Source organism: Achromobacter sp. PD1, from assembly GCF_048541815.1.
Classification (GTDB): Bacteria; Pseudomonadota; Gammaproteobacteria; order Burkholderiales; family Burkholderiaceae_B; genus Achromobacter; species Achromobacter bronchisepticus_A.
This window is the reverse complement of the sequence record NZ_CP183349.1, coordinates 192,951-211,508: the sequence shown is the minus strand read 5'-3', so window position 1 is coordinate 211,508 and position 18,558 is coordinate 192,951. Positions and strand designations below refer to the sequence as shown.

The following is an 18,558-nucleotide window of genomic DNA, read 5'->3' as shown; positions in this document are numbered from 1 at the left end:
ATGAAACGCCTGCGGCGCGTGAGCGGCAGGACTGGACGGTAGGACATGGCTGATACCCGGAATTCGCGTTCGTATGCAAACGGTTCCCTCCCTGGCCGCCGGACTGGCAGCGCGGGGATACCGCTAACGATAAGCCTTCGGGCGGGCTCTGCCTAGCCGGCGGCGGATTTCACGGGGTTTCCGGGGACTCCCAGCCATGCCTCCCCGCCATTTCCACCGCTTTTTCCTGCAGCGGCGTACGTCCGGCCTCGGGCCAGATCATCTGGCTGACCGAGCGGGCCGCGTGCTCGAAGGCGATGAAGCGCGTCCCCGCCAGCCCGCTGCGCGACAGGCAGGCCGGCACGATGGACACGCCCAGTCCCTGCGACACCAGCGACGCCACGCTCAGCCAGTGCCGGACCTCGTGCCGGATCACGGGCATGAAGCCGGCCGACACGCACATGGACAGCACCGTCTCGTAATAACTGGGCGAAGCGGCCCGGGCGAAGAACACGAAATCGTCCGCGGCCAATTCCGCCAGCCGCAGGGATTCCCGGCTGGCCAACGGATGCGCCTGCGGCAGGCACACCACGAAAGGCTCGGCCATCAAGTCGCGCGCCAGCACGCCTGGCGGCACCGGATTGGCGTGGATGAAGCCCAGGTCCTGCTCGCCGCGGCGCACAGCCTCGATCTGGTCATGGGAATTCAATTCGGTCAGCACGTGTTCCACGTCCGGCAGCCCGGCGCGCATGGCGCTGAGCAGCGCCGGCAGGCCGCGGTACAGCATGGAACCCACGAAGCCGATGCGCAGCCGTCCGCGCAGGCCCGCGTCCACGCGCTGCACCAGCGTGCGCACCTCTTCCGCCTGGCGCAGCAGCGTCAGGGCTTCCCGGTACAGCACCTGGCCGGCGTCAGTCAGTTCGACATGGCGGCTGGTGCGGGTCAGCAGGCGCGCGCCGACGTTGTCCTCCAGTTGGCGGATGGCGTAGCTGAGCGGCGGCTGGGAAATGTGCAGCCGTGTGGCCGCGCGGCTGAAGTGGCGTTCTTCGGCCACGGCGATGAAATAGCGCAACAGGCGCGGATCCAGGTCCATTTGTCTCCCCTGGGACTGCAATCCATACTTTTTTTGGATTGTTCTACACACAAACAGTATTTGTATAGATTAATCCATGCAAGCACCATCACAGGCATCGTTCCCGTCTTCAGCAGGATGCCGCCATGGATACCCCCGTCAAGACCGCGCCCACCGCCGCCACGCCCGTTCCGGATTCGCGCGGGCAGAACCTGTTCAGCGCGGACCCTTACGCCGAGGCGCTCAGCCGGCGTTACCTGCCGCCCGCGCTGCACGCCCATCTGCTGCCCCACCTTGAACGGCTGGGCGCGCTAGCCGGCGGCGTCATGGACGAACTGGCCGCCACCGCCGACAAGCATCCGCCCACGCTGTCCGTGCGCAGCCGCGCCGGCGCCGACGAATCGCGCATCGACAAGCATCCGGCCTACGTCGAACTGGAACGCCTGGCCTACAGCGAATTCGGCCTGGCTGCGCTGTCGCACCGCGGCGGCGTGCTGGGCTGGCCCGAACCCATGCCCGCGGCCGCCAAGTACGCGCTCAGCCATCTGTTCGTGCAGGCGGAGTTCGGCCTGTGCTGCCCGGTCAGCATGACCGACTCGCTGGCGCGCACCCTGCGCAAGTTCGGCTCCCCGGAACTGGTAGAGCGGGTCCTGCCCGAAGTGACCTCGCAGGATTTCGATGCGCTGCGCCAGGGCGCCATGTTCATGACCGAACAGGGCGCCGGGTCCGATGTCAGCGCCACCGAAGTGACCGCCACCGCACAGGACGACGGCACCTGGCTCATCCACGGCGACAAATGGTTCTGCTCCAATCCGGACGCGGGCTACGCCATGGTGCTGGCGCGCAGCGAAGCCCAGCCCGGCCTGAAGGGCGTATCGCTGTTCCTGCTGCCGCGCGACCTGGCCGACGGCACCCACAACCACTACCGCATCCTGCGCCTGAAGGACAAGCTGGGCACGCGCTCGATGGCCAGCGGCGAGATCCGCCTGGAAGGCGCGGTGGCCTGGCTGGTGGGCGAGCGCGGCCGCGGCTTCAAGCACATGGCCGACATGATCAACAACTCGCGCCTGTCCAATGGCATGCGCGCCGCCGGCCTGATGCGCCGCGCCGTGACCGAAGCGGTCTATGTCTCGCAGCACCGGCGCGCCTTCGGCAAGCGCCTGATCGACATGCCGCTGATGCAGCGCCAGTTGGTCAAAATGACGGTCTGGGCCGAACAGGCCCGCAGCGTGATGTTCCAGACGGCGCGCGCGCTGGCCGACGCGGACCGGGGCGCGGCCGATCCGGCGCTGGCGCGCATCCTCACGCCGTTGATCAAGTTCCGCGCCTGCCGCGATGCCCGCAAGGTGACCGGCGACGCCATGGAAGTGCGCGGCGGCTGCGGCTACATCGAGGAATGGACCGAACCGCGGCTGGTGCGCGACGCCCATCTGGGCTCCATCTGGGAAGGCACCAGCAACATCGTGGCGCTGGACGTGCTGCGCGCCATCACCCGCGAAAATTCGCTGCCGGCGCTGCGCAGCCATATCGACGGCCTGCTGGCCGCAGGCCGCCCCTGCCCGCCCGAACTGGCCAACATGCAGGCGCGCGCGCTGGAGCAGACCTATGCGCTGGCCGAACACGCCGCGCAGGCCGACCGCCCTGAATTGGCACGCCAGGCGGCTTCGCTGCTCTACCACGCGGTGTCGATGGCCGCCCTGCGCTGGGAAGCCACCGAACCCGGCCTGGAAAGCCGCGCGCTGCTGGCCGACCAGGTGCTGCAGCACCGCCTGGGTCCGCGCGATCCTTATGCCATCCCGGCCGACGAAAGCGCGGCGTGCCGGGCCATCCTGCAGTACGCGCTGTAAGCACCGACGCCGGCGGCACAGCCGGCGCGCAACCACTGGAGACAAGCATGAACCGAACCCTCGCCTCTTTGCTGCTGGCGGCCGCCGCCATCGCCCCCGCCGCCGCGCCCGCACTGGCCGCGGACGCCTATCCCTCGGCCCGGCCCGTGACGCTGATCGTGCCGTTCCCGCCGGGCGGTCCCACCGACGCCCTGGCGCGCAGGCTGGCCGACAAGCTGCGGCAGCCGCTGAACCAGAACGTCATCGTCGAAAACCGCGCGGGCGCCGGCGGCAACATCGGCTCGGAATACGTGGCGACGGCCAAGCCGGACGGCTACTCCCTGCTGTTCGGCACCTCGGGGCCGCTGGCGATCAACGTCAGCCTGTACAAGAAGCAGGGCTACAACCCCGAGACCAGCTTCGCACCCATCATCCGCATCGGCCACCTGCCCAATATCCTGGTGGTGAACCCGTCGGTGCCCGCCAACAACGCGCAGGAACTCATCGCCTACGCCAAGAAGAACCCGGAAAAGCTGAGCTACGCCTCGTCGGGCAACGGCGCCTCGTCGCACCTGGCCGGCATACTCTTCAACAACATGGCCGGCACCCAGATCATGCACATCCCCTACAAGGGCACGGGACCGGCGCTCAATGACCTGCTGGGCGGGCAGGTGTCGATGTCGTTCACCGACATCCTTACCGCGCTGCCCTACATCAAGGCGGGCAAGCTGCGCGCCATCGGCCTGGCCAGCGCCCAGCGCTCGGACGCGCTGCCCGACCTGCCCACGCTTTCGGAGCAGGGGCTCAAGGGCTACGACGTCAGCGTGTTCTTCGGCATCGTCGCGCCCAAAGGCACGCCGCCCGACGTGGTGGACACGCTGAACCGCGCCTTCAAGACCGCGCTGTCCGATCCCGAGGTCGCGCAGACGCTGCGCAGCCAGGGCATCGTTGAAGCCCAGGACCAGACGCCGCAGGGCCTGGCGACCTTCATCTCGGCCGAAGTGCCCAAATGGCGCGACCTCATCAAGAGCGCCCACGTTTCCATCGACTGAACGGACCCCACATGGCTGCAACCCTGCCCAACGCCGGCGCGCTCGCCGGCTGCAAAGTAATAGACCTGTCGCGCGTGCTGGGCGGCCCCTATTGCACGCAGATCCTGGCCGACCACGGCGCCGACGTGCTGAAGATCGAGCCGCCCGGCGGCGACGAGACGCGCGGCTGGGGGCCGCCCTTCCTGGGCGATACCGCGTCCTATTTCATCGGCGTGAACCGCAACAAGGACGGCATGACGCTGGACCTGTCGCAGCCCGCAGGGCAGGAATTGCTGCGCCACCTGCTGACCGACGCCGACGTGTTGGTGGAAAACTTCAAGCCCGGCACGCTGGAGAAATGGGGCTTGGGATACGACACGCTGAGCCGCGACTTCCCCGCGCTGATCCATTGCCGCGTCAGCGGCTTCGGCGCGGACGGTCCGCTGGGCGGCCTGCCCGGCTACGACGCCTGCGCCCAGGCCATGTGCGGCCTGATGAGCGTGAACGGCGACGCGGACGGCGAAGCCACCCGCGTCGGCCTGCCGGTGGTGGACATGGTGACCGGCCTGAACGCGGCCGTGGCGATCCTGCTGGCGCTCAATGAGCGTACCCGCAGCGGCCTGGGCCAGTTCCTGGACATCACGCTGTACGACTGCGCCCTGTCGCTGCTGCATCCGCACGCGCCCAACTACTTCTACAGTGGCAAGGTGCCCGCGCGCAGCGGCAACGCACACCCGAACATCGCCCCCTACGAAACGCTGCCCACCGCCAGCGGCCCGATCTTCCTGGCGGTCGGCAACAACCGCCAGTTCGCGCAGCTGGCGCAGACGCTGGACGCGCCGGGGTTGGCGGACGATGCACGCTACGCCACCAACGCCGACCGTCTGCGCAACCGCCAAGCCCTGCGCGGCGACCTGTCCGCGCTGCTGGCGGACCACGACGCCGCCGCGCTCGCCGACCGCCTGCTGCGTTGCGGCGTGCCCGCGGCCGCCGTGCAGACCGTGGACCAGGCGCTGGCGCATCCGCACACCCGTCATCGCGGCATGGTGCTGGAACAAGGCGACTACCGGGGCGTAGGCTCGCCGATCAAACTGTCGCGCACGCCGGCCACGCTGCGCAAGCTGCCGCCGGCGCTGCGTCCCGCCGACGCCGGCGAATAAGCCCGCGCGGCCTCAGCCACCCTGGGCCACGCCTTCGCGGCGCGGATCGGCGCCGCCCTGCAGCCCGCCCGCCTCGATCACGATGCCGTGGATGCCGCTGGGGAATTCGGTGATGCGCACCGGATGCCCCATGCGCTCAAGCTCTGGCGCCAGCGCCTCCAGCGCGGTGCCCTTCTCCAGCTCGGTGTCCTTGTTGCGGCTGCCCATGTTGGGCAGGTCGATGGCCGCCTGGATGTCCAGGCCCCAGTCCAGCACGCCCACAATGGTCTTGGCCACGTAGTTGATGATGGCGCTGCCGCCCGGCGAACCCACCAGCAGATAGGGCTTGCCGTCGCGCAGCACGATCATCGGCGCCATCGAGCTGCGCGGGCGCTTGCCTGGTTCGATGCGGTTGGCGACGAGGCGGCCCTCGGGATCCTTGTAGGACGAGGAAAAATCCGTCATCTCGTTGTTCAGCAGGAAACCGCGCACGAAGATCTTGCTGCCGAACTCGTTCTCGATGGTGGTCGTCATGCTCAAGGCATTGCCCTGGGCGTCCACCGCCACCAGATGGCTGGTCGAGGGCAGCGCCAGGGCGTCGTCCTTGCCCAGCGACAGCAGTTTGCCTTCCGGATCGCCGGGCAGCGCCACTTTCATGCTGCGGTCCGGCTGGATCAGCGCGCCGCGCGCGCGCAGATAGGCCGGGTCCAGCATGGCGCGCACCGGCACCCGCACGAAATCTGGATCGGCCACGTAGAAATCACGGTCGGCGAACGCCAGCCGGCCGGCTTCGGAAAAGTAATGCACCGCCTCCAGGCTGCCCGGCTTGTAGCGGCCAAGGGGAAACTGCTCCAGCTCGCCCAACATCTGCAGCACCGCGATCGGGCCGCTGCTGGGCGGCCCCATGCCGCACAGCTGGTAGCCGCGATAGGCGCCGCAGACGGGATCGCGCGTCTTGGCGCGATAGCTCGCCAGGTCGGCCAGGGTCAGGTCGCCAGGCACGGCGTGGCCGCGCACGGCGGCGACGATATCCCGGGCGATATCGCCCTGGTAGAACGCGTCCGCGCCTTGCTCCGCCACCGCGCGCAGCGTGCGCGCGAACTCGGGGTTCTTCAACACGTGGCCCACCGGCCAGGGCGCGCCGTCGGGCGCATAGAAATAGGCCGCGGCCGCGGCTTGCGTGCGCAGCTCCTTGTTGCCGGCCAGGAGCTTGTGCAGGCGCGGCGACACGGCAAAGCCTTGTTCGGCCAGGCGGATAGCGGGCTGGAACAGGTCGACCCAGGGCAGCACGCCCTGTTCCTTGTGCGCCAGCTCCAGGCCCCGCAGCAAGCCCGGCACGCCCACTGCCAAGCCACTGTTCACCGCGCGGGCGAAGGACACCGGCTTGCCGTCCGCATCCAGGAAACGCTGCGGCTGGGCCGCGGCGGGCGCGGTCTCACGGCTGTCGTACGTCTGGATGCGGCCGCTCTTGGCCGAATACACCACCATGAAGGCGCCCCCGCCGATGCCCGACGATTGCGGCTCCACCAGATTCAGCACGAGCTGAGCGGCGATGGCGGCGTCCACGGCGCTGCCGCCCCGGCGCAGCATCTCGTCGCCGGCCTGCGTCGCCAGCGGATTGGCCGATGCCATCATGAAATGCGGCGCGCGCACCAGCTGGCGCGTCTGCATGCCGCTGGCGGCCTCGGGGTTCAGATCCTCGGCGGCCTGCGGCGTGCGCGCCCAGGCCGCAGGCATGGCGGCAAGCGCGGCGGCAAGCATGAGGGCGACGGCGTGGCGGGGTGCGCGCATGGGAAGCTCCGGTGTGCGCCGGCTTTCCGGCAGGGGTTCATGATAGTCAAGGCGCAGGCGGCTGTCGCGACACGGGCCGCATCCGGCTTAGAATCGCGGTTTCCGCCCACCGTCCCCACCGTGCCATGCGTTTGCGCCACATCGAGATTTTCGAAGCGATCCGCCGTACCGGATCCCTGACCGAGGCTGCTGCCGCGCTGCATATCTCGCAGCCCGCGGCCAGCAAGCTCTTGGCGCACGCCGAGGCGCAGCTGGGCTTCAAGCTGTTCGAGCGCGTCAAGGGCCGGCTCGTCGCCACGCGCGAGGCCGAGATCCTGACGCCCGAAGTCGCGCGCCTGAACCAGGACCTCAACAGCGTGCGCAGGCTGGCCGCCAGCCTGCGCGACCATCCCAACGGCCACCTGCGGCTGGGCTGCGCGCCCGCGCTGGGCCTGGGGCTGCTGCCCGGCGTGGTGCGCGACAGCCGCGAAGCCCAGCCCGGCATCACCTTCGACATCCACACGCATCACAGCACCGAACTCGTGCAGGGGCTGCTGACGCGCGAGCTGGACCTGGCCATCACCTTCGACACCAACGACTATCCCGGCCTGACCCGCATGGGGCTGGGCCACACGGAACTGGTGCACCTGAGCCGCAAGGATGGCGCGGGGCCGCTGCCGCTGGCGGAGCTGACGTCCATGGCCGGCGACACGCTGATCGTGCTGGACGCGGCCGACGCCTCCGGCGCCCTTTTGCAGATGGCGCTGGACGCGCAGGGCCTGGATCCGCAAGTGGCGATCCAGGTACAGACGCACTACGTGGCCTGCGCGCTGGTCGACGCGGGCTGCGGCGACGCCATCGTGGACGCCATCACCGCGCAGGCGATGCTGCGTCCCGGCATGAACCTGCGCCGGCTGGACCCGGCGCTGCGCGTGCCGATCAGCATCATGGTGCGCAACCAGGATCCGCTGTCGGCGCTGCACCGCGACTTCATCGAGCGCCTGCGCGCCGCTTGCGAAGCGCTGCAGGCGGGGCTCGACGCCACGGCCTGAGCGGCCTGCGCGCAAAAAAAGACGGGCGCCCGAAGGCTCCCGTCATGGCTTGCAGACCGGGGCAGGCAGCGCCCGCCCCGCGCGGCATCAGTCCAGCTTGATGTTCTGCTTCTTCACGACGTCCTTCGCCCAGTCATACTGCTCTTTGATTTCCTTGGCGAATTCTTCCGGCGTGTTGCCCGACGGCGCCGAGCCCTGGTCGTCCAGCGCCTTGATGACCTTGGGGTCCTTCAGGGCCACGACGGCAGCGTCGCGCAGCTTGTTCACGACTTCCATCGGCGTGCCCTTGGGCGCCAGCAGGCCGTACCAGACCGGCTGGTTCAGCACCGGGAAGCCGGCGTCCTTGAACGTGGGCACGTCCTTGATGGAGTCGATGTTGGTCGGCCACGCGATGGCCATGGCGCGCAGCTTGCCCGCCTGGATCTGCGGCATCGACGACGGCAGGTTGTCGAACAGGATTTCGATCTGGCCGCCGACGGCGTCAGCCACGGCCGGGCCCGAACCCTTGTACGGCACGTGCACGATGTCCGTGCCGGTGGCCATCTTGAACGATTCGCCCATCAGGTGCAGCACGCCGCAGGTGCCCGAGCTGCCGTAGGAGTACTTGCCCGGATTCTTCTTCAGCTCTTCCAGGAAGCCCTTGAAGTCCTTGGCGGGGAACTTCGGGTTCACGGCCACCACGTTGGCGGTGTTGGCGAAGTTGGTGACCGGCTGGAAGTCCTTGATCGGATCGTACGGCAGGTCATTGGGACGGCAAGCAGGGTTCACGGCCATCGTCGACACGGTGGCGATGGACAGCGTGTAGCCGTCGGCATCGGCGCGCGCGGCTTCGGACGCGCCGATGGCGCCGCCGGCGCCGCCCTTGTTTTCCACAACCATGGGCTGGCCCAGTTCCTGGCTCATGCGCTGCGTCACCAGGCGCGCGATGATGTCGGTCGAGCCGCCAGGCGCGAAGGGCACGATCACGCGGATAGGCTTGCTCGGGTACTTGTCGGCAGCAAAGGCGGCGGAGGCGCCGAAGGTGCCGGCAACGCCGGAGGCCAGGGCGATGGCCACGGCCAGGGAGCGGACTTTATTCATAGGTGTGTTTCCTCCAATATGCGAGCCCGTGTGTATACGGACCGTTGTGTGATGCGCCTGCCTGTGGGCAGGTCCGCAATTAACGGTGGTGGGCGCATGCTCTGTGCGCAGGGTGAGCACTGCTTTTATACGTTGCTTGTGGCACACGCGCCCGCCAGAATGACGGAGAATAGCAGCAAATACTTACAGACGCATAGCGCAGCGGTCCCCCTCTGACGCGCATCAAATACGTGTTCTCACATGTCCGTTGCCCTTCTGGTTTTCCCTGATTTCATGCTGGTCGCGCTGGGTTGGGCGCTGCGTCACAAACTGAATTTCTCGCGCGAATTCTTCGCCGGCACCGAGCGCCTGGTCTACTTCGTCCTGCTGCCCGCGCTGTTGTTCCAGTCCATCCTGCGCACCCCCATCACCGCCGGCAACGCCGCCATGCTGCTGCAGGCCTGCGCAGCCGTGATCGCAGCCGGCGTCGCGCTGACGTGGCTGGCGCGCTGGGTGCTGCGGCCTTCGCCGCTCAGCCTGGCCTCGTCCGCGCAATGCGGCTACCGCTTCAACACCTATCTCGGCCTGGCCTTGTCGGCCAGCCTGGGCGGCGTCCAGGGCCAGACGGTCATGGCACTGATCGTGGGCTTCGCCGTGCCGATGGCCAATATGGCGGCGGTCTACGGCCTGGCGCGCCACAGCGGCGGCAACCTGCTGCGCGAACTGGCGCGCAACCCGCTGGTCATTTCCACGCTGGCCGGCCTGGCCTGCAATCTGGCCGGCGTGCATCTGCCTGGCCCGCTGGACACGGCGTTGGGGCGCCTGGGCGCGGCGGCGCTTGCGCTGGGCATCATCTGCGTGGGCGCCAGCCTCTCCTGGGAAGGCGGCAAGGGCCATGGCGCGCTGATCGCCTGGATGCTCGGGGTCAAGCTGCTGGCGCTGCCCGCGGCCGCCCTGCTGATCGCGCATCTGCTGGCGCTACCGCCGCTGGAATCGCAGATGCTGCTGTTGTTCGCGGCCCTGCCCACCGCGTCCGCGGCCTATGTGCTGGCCATGCGCATGGGCGGCGACGGCCGCATGGTGGCCGTGCTGATTTCGCTGGGCACGCTGCTGTCGGCGTTGACGATCCCACTGTGGCTGATGCTCACCGGCGCAGGCTGAGCGGCAATGCGCCGGCAACGAAAAAAGACCGCCGCGGCGGTCTTTTTCATGCGCGCACAGCCTGCTTACGAAGACTTGTGCGCGTTGGTCATGGAAGCCGGCACCACCCATTCGGCGAACTGCGCTTCGGTCACGTAGCCCAGCGCCAACGCCGACTCCTTCAGCGACAGGCCTTCCTTGTGCGCTTTCTTGGCGATCTGCGCGGCCTTGTCGTAGCCGATATGCGGATTCAACGCCGTCACCAGCATCAGCGAACGGTCGACCAGTTCGGCGATGCGCTCGCGATTGGGCTCGATGCCGGCGGCGCAATGCTCGTTGAAGCTGGCCATGCCGTCGGTCAGCAGGCGCACCGATTGCAGGAAGTTGTGGATCACCAGCGGCTTGAACACGTTGAGTTCGAAGTTGCCGCTGGCGCCGCCGATATTGATGGCCACGTCGTTGCCCAGCACCTGCGCGGCCAGCATCGTGATGGCTTCGCATTGCGTCGGGTTGACCTTGCCCGGCATGATCGAGCTGCCCGGCTCGTTCTCGGGAATGCTGATTTCGCCCAGGCCCGAACGCGGACCGCTGGACAGCCAGCGCACGTCGTTGGCGATCTTCATCAGGCCGGCGGCCAGCGACTTCAGCGCGCCGTGCGCGAACAGCAGCGCTTCGTGCGAGGCCAGGCCCTGGAACTTGTTGGGCGCCGACACGAAGGCGGTGCCGGTGGCATGCGCCAGTTCGGCCGAGACCTTGGCGCTGAACTGCGGGTGCGCGTTCAGGCCCGTGCCCACGGCCGTGCCGCCGATGGCCAACTGGTGCAGACCCGGCAGGGTGGCGCGGATCTGCTGCTCGGCCAGGTCCAGCTGGGCCACGTAGCCCGACAGCTCCTGGCCCAGCGTCAACGGCGTGGCGTCCTGCAGGTGGGTGCGGCCGATCTTGACGATGTCGTAGAACTCGGCGCTCTTGGCCGCCAGCGTGGCGCGCAGGGCCTTCAGCGACGGCAGCAGATGATGCTCGACCTGCACCGCCGCCGCCACGTGCATGGCGGTCGGGAAGGTGTCGTTGGACGACTGCCCGCGGTTGACGTGGTCGTTGGGGTGCACCTTGCGCTCTTCGCCGCGCACGCCGCCCATCAGTTCCGAGGCGCGGTTGGCCAGCACCTCGTTCATGTTCATGTTGCTTTGCGTGCCCGAGCCGGTCTGCCAGACCGACAGCGGGAACTCGTTGGGCCATTTGCCGGCGATCACTTCATCGGCGGCGCGGACGATGCCATCGGCGATCTTCGGATCCAGTTCGCCCAGATCGGCATTGACCTTGGCCGCCGCGCGCTTGAGCCGCGCCATCGCCTCGACCAGCGGGACCGGCATCTTTTCGGTGGAAATCGCGAAAAAATGCAGCGAACGCTGGGTCTGGGCGCCCCAGAGATGATCCTCAGGGACTTCGATGGGACCAAACGTGTCTTTTTCAATGCGGGTCTTCATGGCGCGTGCTACTCCGTGGCGACGTCGATTGCGGCTGGCGGCGGCGCGCCAACCACGATAGTGTTGAGAATGACAATCAGTTATAGGTTAGCAGAAACCCGCATTCCTATAATTGCGCAAACATCCGTGCTCCCTCCACCGTTTTTACCACTCGCCCCGCGCCATGTCCGCCCCTCTTTGCAGCCTGACCTTGCACCTGCCCGACGAAGCCGCCACGGAAGCGCTGGCGCGTCGGCTCGCCCCCCTGGTTTCCGGCGGCCAGGCCGGTCCGGCAGGGGGACACATCCACCTCCAAGGGGACCTGGGCGCGGGGAAAACCGCCTTCACACGGGCCCTGTTGCGGGAATGCGGCATCACGGGACGGATCAAAAGTCCCAGCTACGCGCTGCTTGAATCCTATAAAGTTTCTAACTTATACTTCTATCACCTTGATTTTTATAGATTTAGTGATACGCGAGAATGGTTGGACGCAGGATTCCGGGATTTACTGCGTGACGACGCAGTCGTTTTGATCGAATGGCCGGAGCGGGCCGGGGGCCTTTTGCCCCCTCCCGACCTGCTGATTTCCCTAGCCTATGCAGGCGACGGACGCGACGCCACCCTGACCGCGTACACCGCTCGAGGACAAACATGGTTGAACGCGATTGTCCCCCCGCCCCAGTCGGCGCCCTCCCCTCGGCAGGCGCCACCCGGCGCCGCCTGATCAGCGTCGCCGCCACCCTGCTCGTCCTGCCGGTCCTGCCGCGCCTGGCGCAGGCGGCGACCATCCTGGCTGTGCGCACCTGGCCGGCCGACGAATACACCCGCGTCACGCTGGAGCTCGACAGCGAGCTCAAGGCTGAGCAGTTCACGCTTGAAAACCCCCACCGCCTGGTGGTGGACATTGAGGGACTGACCATCAGCGCGGCCCTGAACGACCTGGTTTCCAAGGTCCGGCCCGACGACCCCTACATCCAGAGCCTGCGCGTGGCTCAGAACCGCCCCAACGTGGTGCGCCTGGTGTTCGACCTGAAGCAGCCCGTGGCGCCCCAGGTGTTCACGCTCAAGCCCGTGGCCGACTACCAGTACCGCCTGGTGCTGGACCTGTACCCGAAGATCGCCCAGGATCCGCTGGTCGCGATCCTGAACAAGCAGACCGGCCCCGATGTGGATGACCCGCTGGCCCGCATCCTGGAAGACATCCAGCGCAACCCGGTGACCCGCGCCGATCCGCCCGAGCCGCCGCGCGTGCGCGGCCAGCAGCCGGCGCCTCCGCTGCCGACCGCGCCCAAGCCTCCGCCCGCCACCGCCGGCCGCGGCAAGCAGCGCATGGTCACCATCGCGCTGGACCCCGGCCATGGCGGCGAAGACCCGGGCGCCATCGGCAGCAGCGGCCTGCGCGAGAAAGACGTGGTGCTGCGCATCGCCCGGCGCCTGAAGGCGCTGATCGACAGCCAGCCCTACATGCGCGCCTATCTCACGCGCGACGACGACTACTTCGTGCCCCTGCACGTGCGCGTGCAGAAGGCGCGCCGTGTGCACGCGGACCTGTTCATCTCGATCCACGCTGACGCCTGGATCAAGCCTTCGGCCAACGGCTCGTCGGTGTTCGCGCTGTCGCAGCGCGGCGCCACCAGCGCCCAGGCGCGCTGGATGGCGGACAAGGAAAACGCGGCCGACCTGATCGGCGGCGTCAACCTCGGCAGCCACGACCGCCAGGTGGCCAAGGTGCTGCTGGACCTGTCCACCACTGCCCAGATCAACGATTCGCTCAAGGTCGGCAGCGCCTTCCTGGACGAAATCAAGAAGATCAACCGCCTGCACAAGAACAGCGTCGAGCAGGCCGGCTTCGCGGTCCTGAAAGCGCCCGACATTCCTTCGGTGCTGGTCGAAACCGCCTTCATCAGCAACCCGCAGGAAGAAGCCCTGCTGCGCAGCACCTCGCATCAGGACAAGCTGGCGCAGGCCATGATGACGGGCATCCAGCGTTACTTCACCGCCAATCCGCCGCTGGCGCGGCTGGGTGACGTAAGCTGACGGCGACGGCTGCCGCCGCATAAAAAAGGGCGTTGCGCTTCACGGCGCAACGCCCTTTTCACTGGTTTGACGCGAGTACCGCAGCGTACGCTGCGGCGCTTCACGCGCCGCGTTTGGCCTTGATCAGCTTGAACAGGCCCGCCCCGATCACCGGCACGATGGCGGCGGCCAGGCCCAGCAGCACGATGGTGTTCAGGTGTTCGCGCACCAGCGGGATGTTGCCGAAGAAGTAGCCTGCGGCCACCAGGCTCACCACCCACAGCAGCGCGCCCAGGATGTTGAACAGCTGGAAGCGGGACTGCGGCATGTCGGCCACGCCCGCGACAAAAGGCGCGAAGGTGCGGACGACCGGAATGAAGCGCGACATCACGATGGTCTTGCCGCCGTGCTTTTCATAGAACGCGTGCGTGCGCATCAACGCGCCGCGGTCCAGAAAGCGCAGATTCATCGAAAACACGCGCGGCCCGATATAGCGTCCGATGAAGTAGTTCACCGTATTGCCGGTGATGGCGGCGACAATCAGCAGCCCTCCCATCAGGATCGGATCGATATGCCCGGTGGCGCCGAACGCGCCCGCGATGAACAGCAGCGAGTCCCCCGGCAGAAAGGGCAGCACGACCAGCCCCGTCTCCGCAAAAACGATCAGGAACAGCACCAGGTACACCCACACGCCATACTGCGCGACCCAGACGCCGAGCGTCTTGTCGATGTGGAGCACCATATTGAAAAATTCGAGCATTGAAGCAACCCTGCCAGCGGAATGGGATATCAGTCCGCGACTATAGCCCACCCGCCCATGACGCTAAAATCGTCCACATAGCCATACCTGAACGCCAGCCACATGACCGAACGCCGCTCCATTCTTGCGCTTCCCGACCTGCTGATCAGCCAGATCGCCGCCGGCGAGGTGATCGAGCGGCCGGCATCCGTGCTCAAGGAAATCCTCGAAAACGCCATCGACGCCGGCGGACGCGCCATTGAAGTGCGCCTGGAAGGCGGCGGCATACGCCGCATCGCCGTGACCGACGACGGCGGCGGCATTCCGCCCGAAGAGCTGCCGCTGGCGCTGGCGCGCCACGCCACCAGCAAGATCCGCTCCTTGAACGAGCTGGAATCGGTGGCATCCATGGGGTTCCGCGGCGAAGCGCTGGCCTCCATCGCGTCCGTGGCCCAGGTCACCATCATTTCCCGCACCCGCGACGGCGAGCATGCCTGGCAGATCGATGCCGGCAGCATGCAGGTCAGCCCCGCCTCGGGTCCTCCGGGCACCACGGTGGACGTGCGCCAGCTGTTCGACGCCGTGCCGGCCCGCCGCAAATTCCTGCGCTCCGAGGCCACCGAGTTCGGCCATTGCGTCGATGCCATGGAGCGCATCGCGCTGGCGCATCCGCAGATCGCCTTCCGCCTGTTCCATCACGACCGCGCGCAGCGCCAATGGCTGCCCGCCGAACCGCCGCAGCGCATCCGCGACGTGCTGGGCGCGGAATTCGCCGAACACGGCCTGCTGCTGTCGCATTCCGTCGGCACGGTCAGCCTGGCGGGCATGATCACCCGCCCCACCGCGGCCCGCGCCCGCGCGGACCGCCAGTATCTCTACGTGAACGGCCGCTACGTGCGCGACCGCACCGTCAGCCACGCCCTGCGCGCCGCCTACGCCGACGTGCTGCATGGCGACCGCCAGCCCGCCTACGTGCTGTTCCTGGACATCGACCCGGCCGCCGTGGACGTGAACGTGCACCCTGCCAAGCACGAGGTCCGCTTCCGCGACAGCGGCGCGGTGCATCGCTTCGTCTCGCATGCGGTCGGCCAGACGCTGGCGCAGACCGGCGGCGCGTCCGCCGCGACGCCCGCCGCGCAAAACGACGACGCGGACGATGCCGGCTTCGAAACCGTGGCCCGGCCCGCCGCCGCAACGTCTGACGCCGCCGCGCAAGCGACGCCTTACACGCCAGCCGCCAGCCCCCGGCCCATGGCGGACGCGCCCCGGCCCGCCTACAACGGCGCCAGCTCACCATCGTCCTACGGCTTGCGTCCATCGCCCGCGCCACAGCGCCCGCACACCCAGGTGCCGTTCCGCCTGCATGCCGAACCCGCCGGCATTCCGGCCGCGGACTGGCAATCGCTCTACCGCCCACTGGATGACGACTCGGCCGCCAAGACCGCGCCGCTGCGCGAACCCGCGCCGGCTCCCGCCGCCGTCCTGCCCGCGGACGAAGAACATCCGCTGGGCATGGCGCTGGCGCAGCTGCACGGCATCTACATCCTGGCGCAGACCCGCCGCGGCATCGTGCTGGTGGACATGCATGCCGCGCACGAGCGGGTGGTCTACGAACAGCTCAAGCAAGCCCTGGACGCGCGCAGCCTGCCGCGCCAGGATCTACTCGTGCCCGTGGTGTTCCATGCCCAGGAAAAAGACGTGGCGCTGGTCGAGGAATACGAAGAACAGCTGAACGAACTCGGCTTCGAAATGCGTCCCTCCGGCCCCACCTCGATCGCGGTGCGTTCGGTGCCGGCCATCCTGGCCCGCGGCGACATCGAAACGCTGGCCCGCGCCGTGCTGCGCGACCTGGGCGCCGTGGGCGTTTCGCGCCTGCTGACCGAACAGCGCAACGAACTGCTGTCCACCATGGCCTGCCACGGTTCCGTGCGCGCCAACCGCAAGCTCACCATCGAAGAAATGAACGGGCTGCTGCGCCAGATGGAAGCCACCGAACGCGCCGACCAGTGCAATCACGGCCGCCCCACCTGGATCCAATGGTCGGTGTCCGACCTGGACAAGCTCTTCCTGCGTGGGCAATAAGCTTGTCGCCGTCCTCCTTCCCCACCGCGGCGCCGCTGGTCATCTGCCTGGCCGGCCCCACCGCGGCCGGCAAAAGCGCTTCCACCCTGGCGCTGGCCGAACGCTGGCCGCTGGAAATCGTCAACGTCGATTCGGCCACGATCTATCGCGGCATGGACATCGGCACGGCCAAGCCCTCGCCCGAGGAACAGGCGCTGGTGCCGCAGCATCTGCTGGACATCCTCGACCCCATCCAGTCGTACTCCGCCGCCGACTTCGTTGCCGACGCGCTGCGCCTGATAGACGAGATCCGCGCGCGCGGCCGCATCCCGCTGCTGGCGGGCGGCACCATGATGTACTACAAGGCGCTGCGCGACGGCCTGGACGATCTGCCGCAGGCCGATCCGGCGCTGCGCGCCGAACTGGAAGCGCGCGCCGCCGTCCAGGGCTGGCCCGCGCTGCATGCCGAACTGGCGCAGCTGGATCCCGTCACCGCCGCGCGCCTGGCGCCCAACGACAGCCAGCGCATCCAGCGCGCGCTGGAGATCTGCATGCTTTCCGGCCAGCCCATGTCCGCCCTGCTGCTGCGCAGCCAGCGTCCGCGCGACGCGACGGGTAACCAGTACCTCACCATCAGCCTGGAACCTTCCGACCGCGCCGCGCTGCATGCCCGCATCGAACAACGCTTCGACGCCATGCTGGAGCGCGGCCTGCTCGACGAAGTCCGCGCCCTGCGCGCCCGAGGCGACCTGCACACTGGCCTGCCCTCGGTCCGTTGCGTGGGCTACCGGCAGATGTGGGCGCACCTGGACGGCGAGGTCGACCTGGCCACCGCGCGCGAACAAGGCATCGCCGCCACGCGCCAACTGGCCAAGCGCCAGATCACCTGGCTGCGCGCGCAGCCCGAGCGCGTCATCGTGGACTGCCTGGCGGCGGATGCCGTGGCGCAGACCATCGACGCGATGGCCGTGGCGCTGGCGGGACGCGGCTAGGCGGACGCAGACACAAAAAAAACCGCGCCGAGGCGCGGTTTTCATTGCAGACGGCCAGGCTTACACCACGAAGGTCTGCGCCATGCCTTCCTTTTGCTCGACGATCTCGCCCAGCGTGCTGACGGTCTCGCCCTGCTCGCGCAGCGTCGCGGCGATGGCTTCGGCCTGCGCCGGGTCCACCACCAGCACCATGCCGATGCCGCAGTTGAAGACGCGGTACATCTCGGTGTCCTCGACCTGGCCCTGCTCTTGCAGCCACTGGAACAGCTTGGGCATTTCCCAGTTGGCGCGGTGCAGCTTGGCCGACAGGCCGGGCTGCAGGATGCGCGGCACGTTGTCCAGCAAGCCGCCGCCCGTAATGTGGGCCAGGCCCTTGATGCTGGTGCCATGCTTTGCCAGGGCGGCCAGCACCTGCTTCACGTAGATGCGCGTCGGCGCCATGACCACGTCGACCATCGGCTGGCCGTGGAAATCGTCGTCGGGCTTGGCGTTGGCGCGTTCGAGGATCTTGCGCAGCAGCGAATAGCCGTTGGAGTGCGCGCCGCTGGAAGCCAGGCCCAGCACCACGTCGCCGGTCTTGATCGACTGGCCCGTGATGATGGCGGACTTTTCCACCGCGCCCACCGCGAAACCGGCCAGGTCGTACTCGCCGTCCGGATACATGCCCGGCATTTCTGCGGTTTCACCGCCGATCAGCGCGCAACCCGACAATTCGCAGCCCTTGGCGATGCCGCCCACCACGGCCGCCGCCGTATCCACCGAAAGCTTGCCGCAGCCGAAATAGTCCAGGAAGAACAGCGGCTCCGCGCCCTGCACCAGGATGTCGTTGACGCTCATGGCGACCAGGTCGATACCCACGGTGTCGTGGCGGTTCCAGTCGAACGCCAGGCGCAGCTTGGTGCCCACGCCGTCGGTGCCCGAGACCAGCACGGGTTCCTTGTACGACTTCGGCACTTCGAACAAGCCGCCAAAGCCGCCGATACCGGCCAGCACCCCGGGACGCATGGTGCGCGCCGCAAGCGGTTTGATACGGTCGACCAGGGCGTCGCCTGCGTCGATGTCGACACCGGCATCGCGGTAGGTCATAGGGGCGGTAGGTTGATTCGTCATGAGAAATGCCGTGGGGTATGTAACAATTGCTGGGATTTTGGTGGAACGCCCTGCATTTTACGATGTTGCGGGGACTAGCAGGGATCGGCGCCGCCAAAGCGCTCCGGAC

At 67.8% G+C, this 18,558-nt stretch carries 15 protein-coding genes; 9 read left to right on the top strand and 6 right to left on the bottom strand.

From position 1 onward, the window contains the following. Nucleotides 1-169 precede the first annotated feature (169 nt). Nucleotides 170-1,072, bottom strand: a complete 903-nt coding sequence (locus tag ACM1PE_RS00940) for a LysR family transcriptional regulator (RefSeq protein WP_419342355.1) — start codon at nt 1,070-1,072, stop codon at nt 170-172. 125 nt (nt 1,073-1,197) lie between these two features. Here ACM1PE_RS00940 and ACM1PE_RS00935 point away from each other — a divergent pair, with 125 nt between their 5' ends. Genes ACM1PE_RS00935 through ACM1PE_RS00925 form a run of 3 tightly spaced genes read left to right on the top strand, consistent with a single transcriptional unit; the run spans nt 1,198 to nt 5,068 of the window. Continuing rightward, the gene (locus tag ACM1PE_RS00935; RefSeq protein WP_059371565.1) at nt 1,198-2,898 is read left to right on the top strand and encodes an acyl-CoA dehydrogenase family protein; all 1,701 of its coding nucleotides are present in this window, start codon (nt 1,198-1,200) and stop codon (nt 2,896-2,898) included. 47 nt (nt 2,899-2,945) lie between these two features. Continuing rightward, a complete protein-coding gene (locus ACM1PE_RS00930) occupies nt 2,946-3,929 on the top strand; it encodes a Bug family tripartite tricarboxylate transporter substrate binding protein (RefSeq protein WP_419342353.1) in 984 nt (327 codons plus the stop codon). 11 nt (nt 3,930-3,940) lie between these two features. Beyond that, complete coding sequence (locus ACM1PE_RS00925; RefSeq protein WP_251877818.1) at nt 3,941-5,068, top strand: CaiB/BaiF CoA transferase family protein; 1,128 nt, start codon at nt 3,941-3,943, stop codon at nt 5,066-5,068. Between the two features lie 12 nt (nt 5,069-5,080). On the opposite strand, the gene ggt is transcribed toward ACM1PE_RS00925, so the two are convergent. Then, complete coding sequence (ggt, locus tag ACM1PE_RS00920; RefSeq protein WP_419342351.1) at nt 5,081-6,838, bottom strand: gamma-glutamyltransferase; 1,758 nt, start codon at nt 6,836-6,838, stop codon at nt 5,081-5,083. 125 nt (nt 6,839-6,963) lie between these two features. Between ggt and ACM1PE_RS00915 the strand changes: the two genes are divergently transcribed. Then, nucleotides 6,964-7,869, top strand: a complete 906-nt coding sequence (locus ACM1PE_RS00915; RefSeq protein ID WP_118932389.1) for a LysR family transcriptional regulator — start codon at nt 6,964-6,966, stop codon at nt 7,867-7,869. Nucleotides 7,870-7,956: 87 nt separating this feature from the next. Here the strand turns inward: ACM1PE_RS00915 and ACM1PE_RS00910 are convergent, their stop codons facing one another. After that, nucleotides 7,957-8,949, bottom strand: a complete 993-nt coding sequence (locus ACM1PE_RS00910; RefSeq protein ID WP_059371560.1) for a tripartite tricarboxylate transporter substrate binding protein BugE — start codon at nt 8,947-8,949, stop codon at nt 7,957-7,959. 240 nt (nt 8,950-9,189) lie between these two features. On the opposite strand from ACM1PE_RS00910, the gene ACM1PE_RS00905 reads away from it, so the two are divergent. Beyond that, nucleotides 9,190-10,089, top strand: coding sequence for an AEC family transporter (locus ACM1PE_RS00905; protein ID WP_118932390.1), 900 nt, complete (start codon nt 9,190-9,192; stop codon nt 10,087-10,089). Nucleotides 10,090-10,154: 65 nt separating this feature from the next. On the opposite strand, the gene fumC is transcribed toward ACM1PE_RS00905, so the two are convergent. Beyond that, nucleotides 10,155-11,552 carry a class II fumarate hydratase gene (fumC, locus tag ACM1PE_RS00900; RefSeq protein WP_059371558.1) on the bottom strand — a complete coding sequence of 466 codons (1,398 nt, stop codon included), beginning with the start codon at nt 11,550-11,552 and terminating at the stop codon, nt 10,155-10,157. 163 nt (nt 11,553-11,715) lie between these two features. Between fumC and tsaE the strand changes: the two genes are divergently transcribed. Both tsaE and ACM1PE_RS00890 read left to right on the top strand, forming a co-directional pair. Further along, nucleotides 11,716-12,255, top strand: a complete 540-nt coding sequence (gene tsaE, locus ACM1PE_RS00895) for a tRNA (adenosine(37)-N6)-threonylcarbamoyltransferase complex ATPase subunit type 1 TsaE (RefSeq protein ID WP_118932391.1) — start codon at nt 11,716-11,718, stop codon at nt 12,253-12,255. After that, nucleotides 12,183-13,568 (top strand): N-acetylmuramoyl-L-alanine amidase, encoded by a 1,386-nt coding sequence (locus tag ACM1PE_RS00890; RefSeq protein WP_059371557.1) that lies wholly within the window; start codon nt 12,183-12,185, stop codon nt 13,566-13,568. The genes tsaE and ACM1PE_RS00890 overlap by 73 nt, the downstream gene beginning before the upstream one ends. A 100-nt stretch (nt 13,569-13,668) precedes the next feature. Here the strand turns inward: ACM1PE_RS00890 and ACM1PE_RS00885 are convergent, their stop codons facing one another. After that, a complete protein-coding gene (locus ACM1PE_RS00885) occupies nt 13,669-14,307 on the bottom strand; it encodes a VTT domain-containing protein (protein WP_118932392.1) in 639 nt (212 codons plus the stop codon). Nucleotides 14,308-14,409: 102 nt separating this feature from the next. Between ACM1PE_RS00885 and mutL the strand changes: the two genes are divergently transcribed. After that, entirely contained in the window at nt 14,410-16,368 is a 1,959-nt protein-coding gene (gene mutL / locus ACM1PE_RS00880) for a DNA mismatch repair endonuclease MutL (protein ID WP_059371556.1), read from the top strand. A 2-nt stretch (nt 16,369-16,370) separates the two neighbouring features. Next, entirely contained in the window at nt 16,371-17,339 is a 969-nt protein-coding gene (gene miaA / locus ACM1PE_RS00875; RefSeq protein WP_059371555.1) for a tRNA (adenosine(37)-N6)-dimethylallyltransferase MiaA, read from the top strand. A 60-nt stretch (nt 17,340-17,399) separates the two neighbouring features. Here miaA and purM read toward each other — a convergent pair whose 3' ends face one another. Beyond that, complete coding sequence (gene purM / locus ACM1PE_RS00870; protein ID WP_054457472.1) at nt 17,400-18,449, bottom strand: phosphoribosylformylglycinamidine cyclo-ligase; 1,050 nt, start codon at nt 18,447-18,449, stop codon at nt 17,400-17,402. Nucleotides 18,450-18,558 lie beyond the last annotated feature (109 nt).